7 protein-coding genes are annotated in these 12,693 nt (G+C 71.1%); 5 read left to right on the forward strand and 2 right to left on the reverse strand.

Annotated features, from left to right (window positions below; genetic code table 11):
* Positions 1-724 precede the first annotated feature (724 nt).
* Positions 725-2,782, forward strand: coding sequence for a peptidoglycan DD-metalloendopeptidase family protein (locus GGQ63_RS21595; RefSeq protein WP_210308623.1), 2,058 nt, complete (start codon positions 725-727; stop codon positions 2,780-2,782).
* A gap of 17 nt (positions 2,783-2,799) precedes the next feature.
* Here the strand turns inward: GGQ63_RS21595 and GGQ63_RS21600 are convergent, their stop codons facing one another.
* Both GGQ63_RS21600 and clpB read right to left on the reverse strand, forming a co-directional pair.
* Positions 2,800-3,147, reverse strand: a complete 348-nt coding sequence (locus GGQ63_RS21600) for a VOC family protein (RefSeq protein WP_183858701.1) — start codon at positions 3,145-3,147, stop codon at positions 2,800-2,802.
* An 80-nt stretch (positions 3,148-3,227) separates the two neighbouring features.
* Complete coding sequence (gene clpB / locus GGQ63_RS21605) at positions 3,228-5,828, reverse strand: ATP-dependent chaperone ClpB (protein WP_183858702.1); 2,601 nt, start codon at positions 5,826-5,828, stop codon at positions 3,228-3,230.
* A 233-nt stretch (positions 5,829-6,061) separates the two neighbouring features.
* Between clpB and GGQ63_RS21610 the strand changes: the two genes are divergently transcribed.
* From GGQ63_RS21610 to GGQ63_RS21625, 4 genes are all read left to right on the forward strand, one after another.
* On the forward strand, positions 6,062-8,500 hold the full coding sequence (locus GGQ63_RS21610) for a DUF3772 domain-containing protein (RefSeq protein WP_183858703.1): 2,439 nt from the start codon (positions 6,062-6,064) through the stop codon (positions 8,498-8,500).
* 11 nt (positions 8,501-8,511) lie between these two features.
* A complete protein-coding gene (locus tag GGQ63_RS21615) occupies positions 8,512-9,117 on the forward strand; it encodes a CAP domain-containing protein (RefSeq protein ID WP_183858704.1) in 606 nt (201 codons plus the stop codon).
* Positions 9,118-9,120: 3 nt separating this feature from the next.
* Positions 9,121-10,788: an AMP-binding protein gene (locus tag GGQ63_RS21620; RefSeq protein WP_183858705.1), complete on the forward strand. Its 1,668-nt coding sequence runs from the start codon at positions 9,121-9,123 to the stop codon at positions 10,786-10,788.
* A 97-nt stretch (positions 10,789-10,885) separates the two neighbouring features.
* Entirely contained in the window at positions 10,886-11,581 is a 696-nt protein-coding gene (locus tag GGQ63_RS21625) for an exopolysaccharide biosynthesis protein (protein ID WP_183858706.1), read from the forward strand.
* Positions 11,582-12,693 lie beyond the last annotated feature (1,112 nt).

A 12,693-nucleotide genomic window follows, 5' to 3' on the forward strand; every position in this document is an offset into this window, starting at 1 on the left:
AATCCGTCACGACAACCGGAACAAATTTCGCCGGCTGTGGATAAACATACGGCGGACATGCGCAAAATCAAGGCAATCCGCGGCTTGGAGGGCGAAGATGGCGCCTTCGACGCGTTCCACCGCTCCTCACCGCCGCCGGTTTCCCGTCTCGGGGTCCCTTGGAATGTCCCGGCCCCCTCCCCCCGGGCCGCGCCGGCCCGCGCCGGCGCTTCGGCCATGCCGGCCGTGCGGACACCGGGAGCGCCGACGCAGGAGCCGCCCGTCCGTTGCCCGCACGCTCCCGCATTCCGCCGGATCGTCCCGCACGATTCCCGATCGCCAGCCCGTCCGCGCGCCTACGCGCGTCGGTCTCTCTCGACCGCCTCGCTGGGGTTGATGGCGGTCGAGGCTCCTCGGCGCGCGCGTCGATCTCTGCCGCAATGGGGGCTCAACTTCGCCACGCACCGGATGTCGAGGCTCATCCGCGCGCGCGCGTCGATCTCTGCTCCCTGCCCGACCCGTCGGGCGCTCATCGCCCCGCGCGATGGCCCCGCCCCGCCCGGGACGGCCGGCGGGCCACATTGATGACACGGTTTGGGGCGACCTCTTGCAGCGACGGACGGTGGCCGCGGCCCCCGGCTTCCGTTGACTCCACGGGGTCCGCGCGGCAAGGTCCGCGGACCTTTCTCGACGAAAAGCAGGCGACAACCGGCGCGGCGAGCCGGAAGACGGAGACGACGGGACCGTGAGGGCACTGACGCGTGGAGGACATCCGGTCCGGTCGTCGGATCCGGCGACGATCGAGCTGGGCCGCGAGCCGCCGCTCGTCATCGGCGACACGCCCGCCGAGACCGTCGTCCGCCGCTCGGTCAGCTGGCGCTGGCTGACCGGCACCGTTCTGACCGGCCTCACTTCCACCATTCTGATGGGCGGCGCGCTGACCGCCGCACTCGACGGCCGCCACGAGCTCGCCTCGGTACCGGAGGCTCAAACCCGCAGCACCGACAGCGACCTCGCCCTCGCGAACGGCAAGGGCGACCGCATCCGGCTCTCCTCCGAGCCGGCGCCCGAGGCGAGCCGGCAGATCATCCAGGTCTCCACCATCTCCCGCCAGGGCGACCGCGACCACGTCAAGCTGGTGCCCTTTGCGAAAGTCGAGGCGAGCCTCGCGCTGCGCACCACCGAGCTGTCCGCGAAGGTGCCCGCCTATGATCCGATCAAGATCTTCGCCGAGAATGCCGAGGCGGCGGACGACAGCACCGCCGAGGAGACGAACCCCAACGACCTCGCCGTGATCGACGACGAGGCGGGTTCGAGCGGTGACAGTCTCGATGGCGAGACCGAGCAGGCTCCGGGTGCCTATGTCGCCAATGTCGACGGCGAGGTGGCGGTCAAGGTCTCGGACTTCCCCTTCGAGGGGGCCGAACTCGAGCAGACGGCGAGCTATGACATCGCCGAGGTCGAGGAGACCGTGCGCGGCATGGCGGGCCGTGAGGACGGCGGCAACACCGAGATGGCGGCGCTGCCCTATGTCGACGCCGAGCGCTTCAATTTCGACGACGCCTCCAGTGACCCCTTCTCCGCCCTCGGCGTGCGGATCATTCCGGAGAACGTCTCCTTCGTCACGAAGAACACCGCCGGCAGCACGCTCGACGAACATGTCGTGACGCTCGACCGGCGCGGCGGCCTCGACGACGTGCTCGCCGACCAGAACATCACCGCCGCCGACACCGACCGGATCCTCTCCGCCCTCTCGGAGCTCGTCGATCTCGCCCGGCTCGAGGCGGGCGAGACGGTGCGGATCGCCTTCCTGCCGGTCGACAGCGAGGACGAGGCGGCGCGGCCGATGCGCGTCTCGATCTATAGCGGCGGGGTCCATCAGGCGACCGTCGCCCGGCGCGACGACGGCAGCTTCGTGCGGAGCGACGAGCCCGAAGCGCCCGCCCCGCTCGTCGCCGGCGACGAGACGAGCGAGCCGGCGGCCCCCGCCGGCGGCCAGGCGCCGAATCTCTACGAGGCGATCTACGAGACCGCGCTCGAGCAAAGCGTGCCCCAGGACGTCATCCGCCAGCTGGTGCGGATCTTCTCCTACGATGTCGATTTCCAGCAGCGGGCGCGGCCGGGCGATTCGCTCGAAGTGTTCCACGCCGTCCCCGACGGCGAAGAGACGGCGGGCGAGGACGAGGTGCTCTACGCCGCGCTGACCGTCGGCGGCGTTCCGAAACGCTTCTATCGCTTCCGCACGCCCGACGACGGCTATACCGATTTCTACGACGAGGAAGGCAAGAGCGCGAAGAAGTTCCTGATGCGCAAGCCGATGAACGGCGGCATCCTGCGCTCCACCTTCGGCTATCGCCGCCATCCGATCCTCGGCTACAAGCGTCTGCACGCCGGCGTCGACTGGGCCGCCCCGCGCGGCACGCCGATCCTCGCCGCCGGCAACGGCACGGTCGAGAAGGCCGGCTGGAGCTCCGGCTATGGCCGCTTCACCCTGGTGCGCCATGCCAATGGCTACGAGACGGCCTATGCCCACCAGTCGGCGATCGCCAAGGGCATCGTGCCGGGCGCCAAGGTGCGCCAGGGCCAGGTGATCGGCTATGTCGGCTCGACGGGTCTCTCGACCGGCGCCCATCTGCACTACGAGGTGCGCGTCAACCGCAAGCCCGTCGACCCCTTGCGCATCCGCCTGCCGCGCGGCCGGGTGCTGCAGGGCGACCTGCTCGCCAATTTCGAACGCGAGCGCAACCGCATCGACGCGCTGATCGGCAATACGCCGTCGCAGAAGGTCGCCTCGGTCGACTGACGGGCAACCCGCGCGCCTCACGGCCCCGCCGGCCGGTCCGACCAGACGGCCAGCTCGTTCCCCGCCGGATCGCGAAAATGGAAGCGGCGCCCGCCGGGAAAGGCAAAGATCGGCCGCCGGATCGTCCCGCCCGCTCGCTCGACCCGCGCCACCGCCGCCTCGAGATCCCCGGCATAGAGGATCGGCAGGGGCGCAGCGGCTTCCTGGCTCTGAAACCCGCCATCGAGCCCGGCCCCGGCGAGACCGACATAATCCGCGCCGTAATCGACGAAGCGCCAGCCGAAGGCGGCGCCGTAGAAGGCCTTCATCGCCGGCAGATCCGCCCCGTGGAGCTCGAGATAGTCGATCGCGCCGTCGCGGGCCATGCCGTCCTCCCCGATCATGTTCCTTATTTGTTCTCACATGCATCGCCCGCCGGGTCAAGCGACCCGGCGGGCGGAGCGTCTTACGCGGCCTGATCGGCGACCGCGCCGCGCGGCAGGAAGAGCAGCCGGTCGGTGCCGCCGGTGACCTTCACGCGCGTCCCGTCGGCGATCTCGCCGGCGAGGATCTTGTCGGCGAGCGGATCCTGCACGTGGCGCTGGATCACCCGCTTCAGCGGCCGCGCGCCATAGACCGGGTCGTAGCCCTTCTCGGCGAGCCAGGCGCGGGCGCTCTCGTCGAGATCGAGCACGATCTTGCGGTCCTCGAGCAGGGTCTGCAGCCGCTTCAGCTGGATCTCGACGATCCGGCCCATCTCCTTCCGCTGCAGGCGGTGGAACAGGATGATGTCGTCGAGGCGGTTGAGGAATTCCGGCCGGAAGTGACCGCGCACCACCGCCATCACCGACTCCCGCACGGCGTCCACATCCTCGCCCTCGCGCAGATTGGCGAGGAACTCGGCGCCGAGATTGGACGTCATGACGATCAGCGTGTTGCGGAAATCGACCGTCCGCCCCTGACCATCCGTCAGCCTGCCGTCGTCGAGCACCTGGAGGAGCACGTTGAAGACGTCCGGGTGCGCCTTCTCGATCTCGTCGAACAGCACGACCTGATAGGGCCGCCGGCGCACGGCTTCCGTGAGCGAGCCGCCCTCCTCATAGCCGACATAGCCCGGAGGGGCGCCGATCAGCCGCGCGACCGAATGCTTCTCCATGAACTCCGACATGTCGATCCGGACCATCGCCGTCTCGTCGTCGAACAGGAAGGCGGCGACCGCCTTGGTGAGCTCGGTCTTGCCGACGCCGGTCGGGCCGAGGAACATGAACGAGCCGATCGGCCGGTTCGGATCCTGCAGCCCGGCGCGGGCGCGCCGCACCGCGGTCGAAACCGCGTGCACCGCCTCGGGCTGGCCGACCACCCGGGCGCCGAGCGCGTCCTCCATGCGCAACAGCTTGTCGCGCTCGCCCTCGAGCATCTTGTCGACCGGGATGCCGGTCCAGCGCGACACCACCTGCGCGATGCTGTCGGGCGTCACGGTCTCCTCGAGGTCGGCGCCCTTCTGCTCCTCCTCGACCGCCTTCAACTGGCGCTCGAGCTGCGGGATGAGGCCATAGGCGAGTTCGCCGGCGCGGGCGAGATCGCCGGTGCGCTGCGCCTTTTCGAGGTCGGAGCGGGCCTGGTCGAGCTGCTCCTTCAGCTTCTGCGCCGAGGCGAGCTTTTCCTTGTCCGCCTGCCAGCGCGAGGTCAGCGTTGCCGATTCCTGCTCCAGATCGGCGAGCTCCTTCTCGAGCCGGCCGAGCCGGTCGCGCGAGGCGGTGTCGGTCTCCTTCTTCAGCGCCTCGCGCTCGATCTTCAGCTGGATGACGCGGCGATCGAGCTCGTCGAGCGCCTCCGGCTTCGAATCGACCTGCATGCGCAGCCGCGCCGCCGCCTCGTCGACGAGGTCGATCGCCTTGTCGGGCAGGAAGCGGTCTGTGATGTAGCGGTTCGACAGGGTCGCGGCGGCGACGAGCGCCGAATCGGCGATCCGCACGCCGTGATGCAGCTCGTATTTCTCCTTGATGCCGCGCAGGATCGAGATCGTATCCTCGACGGTCGGCTCGCCGACGAAGATCGGCTGGAAGCGGCGGGCGAGCGCGGCGTCCTTCTCGACATGCTTGCGGTATTCGTCGAGCGTCGTCGCGCCGATGCAGTGCAGCTCGCCGCGGGCGAGCGCCGGCTTGAGGAGATTCGAGGCGTCCATCGCGCCGTCCGCCTTGCCGGCGCCGACGATCGTGTGCATCTCGTCGATGAACAGGATGATGCCGCCCTCGGCCGAGGTCACCTCGGAGAGCACGGCCTTCAGCCGCTCCTCGAACTCGCCGCGATATTTCGCGCCGGCGATCAGCGCGCCCATGTCGAGCGCGAGCAGGCGCTTGTCGCGCAGGCTCTCCGGCACGTCGCCATTGACGATCCGCAACGCCAGGCCTTCCGCGATGGCGGTCTTGCCGACGCCCGGCTCGCCGATCAGCACGGGATTGTTCTTGGTGCGCCGCGACAGCACCTGGATGGTGCGGCGGATCTCGTCGTCGCGGCCGATCACCGGGTCGAGCTTGCCGTCGCGCGCCACCTGGGTGAGGTCGCGGGCATATTTCTTCAGGGCCTCGTACTGACCCTCGGCGGAAGCGGAATCCGCGGTGCGGCCCTTGCGCAGGTCCTCGATCGCCCGGTTGAGCGCCACCGGCGTCACGCCGGCATCGGTGAGCAGCTTGGCGGTCTTCGCCTCTTTCTCCATGGCGAGGGCGAGGAGGAGGCGTTCGACCGTGACGAAGCTGTCGCCCGCCTTCTTGGCGAGCGCCTCGGCCTCGGTGAACACCTTGGCGGTCGCGGGCGCCAGATAGAGCTGGCCCGCCCCGCCGCCGGAAACCCGCGGCAGCGCCTCGAGCGCGCGCTCGACAGCGGCGAGAGCGTCGCGCGGACGGCCGCCCGCCCGTTCGATCAGCCCGGCCGCAAGGCCCTCCGGATCGTCGAGCAACACCTTCAGGATGTGCTCCGGCGCGAACTGCTGGTGGCCGCGCGACAGAGCCGAGGTCTGCGCCGACTGCAGAAAGCCGCGCGCCCGTTCCGTATAGGTCTCGAAATTCATCCTCACGCCTCCTGATCCCGGCCGCATCCCGAAGCGATGCCGCCGATTGTCCGGTCGGCGCCCAGGGCTCTGGCACGCCGTCTCCGGCGATATGGTGTTGCCGCACCGCAACACCAAGGGGCAGGGCGGCACGAGACGATCGGTCGGTCGGTCCGGCCCGCCCTCCCCCAATCTCGACATCTTCGGCAGCTAGGCGCTAGGACCACCTTGATCGGGATCAAGCGGAAACCGCCTTGCGCCAGCGCCTCCTCCTGACGAAGCCGCTCGGCCTCGTGCTCGCCCTCTTCGTCGCCCTCTTCTGCGCCTGGCCCGGCCTCGCGCAGGACGATCCGCGCAAGGTCGTGGACGCCTGGAACAAGCGGCTGCAGCAGATCGACGCGCGGGTCGAGGCGGACGGCGTCGACGATCGCGAACTCGCCGACCTGCGCGACGAGACCGAGACGATCGGCGCGGAGGCCCAGGCGCTCGCCGCGACGCTCGCACCGCGGGTCGACGCCGCCGACGCGCAGTTGAAGCAGCTGCAGCCGGCCGAGGGCGACGGGACCCTCGAGAGCACGGCGCTGAAGGCCGACCGCCAGCGCGCGGAGCAGGCGCTCGCCGAGCTCGCCGGCGGCCAGCGGCAGGCCCAGGCGGTCGCCACCCACGCCGCCTACACGGTCAATCTGATCAGCGAGAAGCGCCGGCTGCGCTTCACGCAGCGCCTGCTGGAGCGGAACGACAGCCTGCTCGACCCCGACCTCTGGCGCGATGCGGCGAAGGACGTGCCGGTGCTCGCCGGCCGCGGCCTCGGCATCCTGACCGACTGGTTCGGGCTCGTCCGCAACCAGAGCGACCGGGGCGTCATCGCGCTCGTCGTCGTGCTGATCGTCACGGCGATCCTCATTCTCCTGCCCGGCCGCCGCCTGCTGCTGCGCCAGATCCGCCGGCCGCCCGAGGAGATCCAGCCGCCGGCCGGGCGGCGCGTCATCGCCGCCGCGCTGATCGTCGCGGTGAACACCTTCGTACCGCTGATCGTCCTCTTCATCTGCGCCGGCGCGCTCGAGGCGCTCAGCCTGTCGCCCGACCGCGTCGACCAGATGCTGCGGGCCTTCACCATCGCCACCGTCTTCCTGCTGCTCGGCTTCGGCCTCGCCCGTGCCCTGCTCGCGCCGAACCGGCCCGGCTGGCGCTTCGTGCCGCTGCCGGCCGGAACGGCCGAGCGGGTGTTCATGCTCGTCGTCGCGATCGCCACCCTGCAGGCCTCGCTGATCCTCGTCGAACGCTTCGCCCGGCTCACCTTCGCCTCGCTCTCCTTCCTGATCGCCGTCGAAGGCGCGATCTCGATCGCCGTCGCCATCCTCGTGCTGATCACGGCGCGCGCCGTGATGCGAAGCGGCCGGCGCGACGGCGAGGAGCGCGAGGACGATGCGGAGGAGCCGGAAGGCGGCCTGATGCGGCGGCTCGGCATGCCGGCCGCGGCCCTCGTCGCCCTCGTCGCGATCGTCGCCGACCTGATGGGCTATGTCGCGCTCGGCGTCTTTCTCACCACCCAGATCGCCTGGGTGGCGATGGTGCTCGGCCTGCTCGTGCTGCTGCTCGCGCTCGCCGATCACGTCACCGCCGCCTCCTTCCATCGCGAGGGCCTGGTCGGCAGCCGACTCGTCTCCTCGATCGGCTTCGCGCCGCGCTCGGTGACGCAGGTCGGCGTCGTCATCAACGGTGCGGTGCGGCTCGTTCTGATCCTGCTCGCGCTGCTCGCCGTCAGCGCCCCCTGGGGCGTCGAATCCTCCGGCTGGCTGAGCTGGCTGCGGGCGCTCTTCTTCGGCGTGACGATCGGCTCGATCACCATCTCGATCGCCACCATCGCCACCGGGCTCGCCGTATTCGGCGCCGGCTACATCGCGACGCGGGCGGTGCAGTCCTGGCTCGATACCCGCTTCCTGCCGACGACCCGGCTCGATTCGGGCCTGCGCAACTCGATCGCCACGGGCGTGCGCTACGCCGGCATCATCCTCGCGGGCGCCCTCGCCTTCGGCTATGCCGGCGTCGATCTCGCCAATATCGCGATCGTCGCCGGCGCCCTCTCGGTCGGCATCGGTTTCGGCCTGCAGTCGATCGTCAACAATTTCGTCTCCGGCGTCATCCTGCTCGCCGAGCGGCCGATCCGCGCCGGCGACTGGATCGTCGTCGGCACCGAGGAGGGCACGGTGCGGCGCATCAATGTGCGCGCGACCGAGATCGAGACCTTCGACCGGGCGACCGTGATCGTGCCGAACTCCAACCTCATCTCCGGCGTCGTCAAGAACATGGTGCTGCGCGACCGTTCGGGCCGTGTCATCGTGCCGGTCTCGGTCGCCATCACCGCCGATGCCGATCGCATCCGCACCATCCTCGCCGAGGTGGCGAAGCGGCATCCGCTCGTGCTCGCCTATCCCGAGCCGCAGGTGCTGTTCCTCAATTTCGGCCAGACGACGCTCGATTTCGAGCTGCGCTGCTATCTCGCCGACATCGCCAACGGGCTGTTCGTCCGCTCCGACCTGCGCTTCGCCATCCTGAAGCGCTTCCGCGAGGCGCGCATTCCCCTCCCCGGCGCGCCGCTCAATCTCGAGCCGCCGCCGCTTGCGTCCGAACCGCCCGCGGGGGAAAGTGCGGCCGCGGGCGGCGCCCCCTCCCCGTCCGCTCCAACCGCCTGAGGTTCCCGCCGATGCGTCCGTTTCTCACCGCAGCGCCGCTCGCCGCGGCCGCCCTGCTGCTCGGCGGCTGCCTCGCCGAGCGCACGCCGCTCCCCGGCGCGCCGACCTTCTACGAGCGGCTCGACGCCGCGTCCGTCACCGTCGATCCGGCCGCCGCGGCGAGCATGATCACCGGCTACCGGGCGAACAAGGGCCTCACCGCGGTGACGGTCGACCCCGCGCTCAACGCGCTCGCCCAGGAGCAGGCGAACGCCATGGCGCGGGCCGACAAGGTCGACCATACGATCCGCGGCACCGGCAGCTTCGAGACCCGTATCACCCGCTCGGGCTATGACGCCGAGATCGCCGTCGAGAACATCGGCGCCGGCTATCGCACGCTCGCCGAAGCGTTTTCGGGCTGGCGCGATTCGCCCTCGCACAACAAGAACATGCTGCGCGCCGGCGTGACCCGGCTCGGCATCGCGACCGCCTATTCGCCGAAGAGCAAATACAAGGTCTACTGGTCGCTCGTGCTCGCGAAGCCGGCGGAGCGGCGGCAGGAGGGCCCGAGCGCCGGGCCGATGCTGCCGGTCGACGGCAGCACGACGGTGACCTTCGGCGGCGCGGTCGTCCGCTAGGCCATGCTGCTCGACGGCGCCGAGGGCCTCGACCACGCCGCGCTCCGCGCCGCCTTCCGCTGGCGGATTCCGCAGCCCTTCAACATCGCCTCGGTCTGCTGCGACCGCCATGCGCTCGCCGATCCGCAGCGCCCCGCCCTCCTCGGCTGGCGTCCCGAGGGCGGCCTCGCGCCGACCTCCTTCGCCACGCTGAAGACCGGCTCCGAGCGGCTCGGCCAAGCGCTCCTTGCCCGCGGCATCGCGGCGGGTGACCGGGTGGCGATCCTGCTGCCGCAGTCGCCCGAGACGGTGATCGCCCATCTCGCTGTCTATCGCATCGGCGCGATCGCGGTGCCGCTCGCCGCGCTGTTCGGCGCCGACGCGCTCGAGCACCGGCTCGCCGATTCGGGCGCGAAGGCGATCGTCACCGACGCCGCCGGGCTCGCCAGGCTCCGGCCGATCCTCGGCCGCCTGCCGATGCTCGACCGGTTCCTGTCGGTCGACGGCGACGACGGTGCGGCCGAGGATCTCCGCCGCATCCTCGCCACGCCCACCGCGCCGCTGGCCACTCTGCCGAGCGGGCCGGACGATCCGGCGCTGATGATCTACACCTCCGGCACCACCGGCCTCGCCAAGGGCGCGCTGCACGGCCATCGGGTGCTCGCCGGCCATCTGCCGGGCTTTGCCTTCACCCATCGCGGCATCGGCGCGGCCGGCGACGTGATGTGGACGCCGGCCGACTGGGCCTGGGCCGGCGGCCTCCTCAATGCGCTCCTGCCGGCGCTCTTCTTCGGCGTGCCGGTCGTCCACGGCCCGTTCGCCCGCTTCGATCCGGAGGGCGCCTTCCGGCTGATGGCCGAGGCCCGCGTCAGCCGCGCCTTCCTGCCGCCGACGGCGCTGCGGATGATGCGCGCCGTCGATGCCCCCCGCCGCTTCGCGCTCGCCCTCGGGACCGTGGGCGCGGCGGGCGAGGCGCTCGGCGCCGAGACCTTCGAGCAGGCCTCGGCGGCGCTCGGCGTCCCGGTCGACGAGTTCTACGGCCAGACCGAATGCAATTACGTGCTCGGCTCCTCGGCGGCGCGCGGCGTGTCGCGGCCCGGCGCGATCGGCAAGGCGCTGCCCGGCCACGAGGTCGTGATCCTCGATGCCGACGGCACCCCCGTCCCGGCCGGCACACCCGGCGAGATCGCGGTGCGGGCGCCCGATCCGGTGATGTTCCTCGGCTACTGGAACGCCCCGGCGGCGACGGCGGCGAAGTTCCGCGGTCCCTTCATGCTGACCGGCGATCAGGGCGTCGCCGACGCGGACGGCTATATCCGCTTCCTCGGCCGCACCGACGACGTGATCACCTCGGCGGGCTACCGGATCGGACCGGGCGAGATCGAGGAATGCCTGATCACCCATCCGGCGGTGGCGCTCGCCGCCGCGGTCGGCAAGCCCGATCCGCTCCGTACCGAGATCGTCAAGGCCTATGTCGTGCTGAAGCCCGGCTTCGCGCCCTCCGAGGAGCTTGCGCAGGCGATCCGCGGCCATGTCCGCGCGCGGCTCTCGGCGCACGAATATCCGCGCGAGATCGCCTTCGTCGACGAGATGCCGCTCACCACGTCCGGCAAGGTGATCCGCCGCATCTTTCGCGACAGGGCGGCGGCCGAGGCCTCCGCCGCACGCCCGGGCGGGCCGCCGACCGTGTGACGGCGCACACGAGGCGCCATCCGCTCTTCAAGGAAATGCCTTAAATGACGGGGAAGAAGCCCGGCAGGCGCGGCCGGAGCGGAAACCGATCAGCACGATGGACAGTCGAGTCGATCCCGAGGACGAGCCCGGCGAGGCCCCGCCCCGCCCGCGCGGCGGCACCTATCACCGCCCGGCCTCCGCCTCGACCCTGCTGTCGGAGATCGGCGACCATCTGCCGGACGAGACGGCGACGGTCGGCCAGATCTTCGACGCGCTCGGCAATGCCGGGCTCGGCCTCACCATGCTGATGATGGCGCTGCCCTCCTTCCTGCCGATCCCGGGCCTGCCGACCGGCTTCGTCTTCGGCACGGCGATGGCGATCCTGGCGCTGCAGGTGCTCGTGGGCGCCGACCGGCTGATCCTGCCGCAGTGGCTGCGCCGGCGCGGCCTGCCGCGCGGCGTGGTGGTCAAGGGCGCCGGGGCGGTGGCGCCCTGGCTGCGCAGGATCGAATGGCTGCTGAAGCCCCGCCTGCCGATGCTCGCCGGCCGCCGCGCGCATGTCGTGCTCGCCCTGCCGATCTTCGTCCATGCGGTGATGATCCTGTTGCCGATCCCGCTCGGCAACCAGCTGCCGGCGCTCGCGGTCATCGCCTTCGCCTTCGGACTGATCGAGCGTGACGGCCTCGCCGTTCTGGTCGGCGCGCTGCTGTCGGTGATCGCGCTCGCCTGGAACGGCGCCATCGTCTTCTTCGGCGCCGAGCTCTCGCTCATCGCCTGGCGCTGGGTCGAGCCGGTGCTGGAGCGGTTCTGAGGCCGCGGGCCGGGCTCTTCGAGGGCAAGGACGGCCGACACGGGCACGCCGCTTCGGGTGCAAAGCACCCTCGCCTCCCCCAGAGCATCCGTCACCCCGGCCTCCGTGCCGGGGTCCATAATCGTGACGCCGGGCCGTCCGTCCACCGCCGGCCGCCTCGCAGACCCGTCATCCCGGGCGGAGCGAAGCGGAGACCCGGGACCCATCAAGCCCTGCAACCCCGCGCAGGACCGCAGCGCCGGCCGGCTTGATGGGCCCCGGCTTTCGCCGGGGTGACGGGTGGGGAGGACGGCGCACGGATCGCCGACCGTCACGATTATGGATGCCGGCACGGGGGCCGGCATGACGCGTGGAGGGGCCTGTTCCGCCGGCATGACGGGTCGAGGGGGCTGTTCAGAGGAACCGGCAGGAAGGACCCCAGAGCGGCCGGACGGGTCCGGAGCGGCAGCCTCCCTCCCCCTTGTGGGGCAGGGTCGGGGTGGGGGGTGAATACGCCGAAGCCGAAGGCCCGCCACGCCAGAACACCCGTCACCCCGGCCTCCGTGCCGGGGTCCATACTCGTGACGCCGGGCCGTCCGTCCACCGCCGGCCGCCTCGCAGACCCGTCATCCCGGGCGGAGCGAAGCGGAGACCCGGGACCCATCAAGCCCTGCAACCCCGCGCAGGACCGCAGCGCCGGCCGGCTTGATGGGCCCCGGCTTTCGCCGGAAGCACCGGGTGGGGAGGACGGCGCACGGATCGCCGACCGTCACGATTATGGATGCCGGCACGGAGGCCGGCATGACGGATGGAGGGGGCTGTTCCGCCGGCATGACGGGTGGAGGGGGCTGTTCGAAAGAGCAGGCAGGAGGGGCCCCAGAGCGACCGGACGGGTCCGGGCGGCAGCCTCCCTCCCCCCTTGTGGGGGGTGGGGGGTGAATACGCCGAAGCCGAAGGCCCGCCACGCCAGAGCACCCGTCACCCCGGCCTCCGTGCCGGGGTCCATAATCGTGACGCCGGGCCGTCCGAACCCTGCTCCCGGCCGCCTCGCAGACCCGTCATCCCGGGCGGAGCGAAGCGGAGACCCGGGACCCATCAAGCCCTGCAACCCCGCGCAGGACCGCAGCGCCGGC

Origin of the sequence: Prosthecomicrobium pneumaticum, from assembly GCF_014199915.1 — a bacterium.
GTDB lineage: Bacteria > Pseudomonadota > Alphaproteobacteria > Rhizobiales > Kaistiaceae > Prosthecomicrobium > Prosthecomicrobium pneumaticum.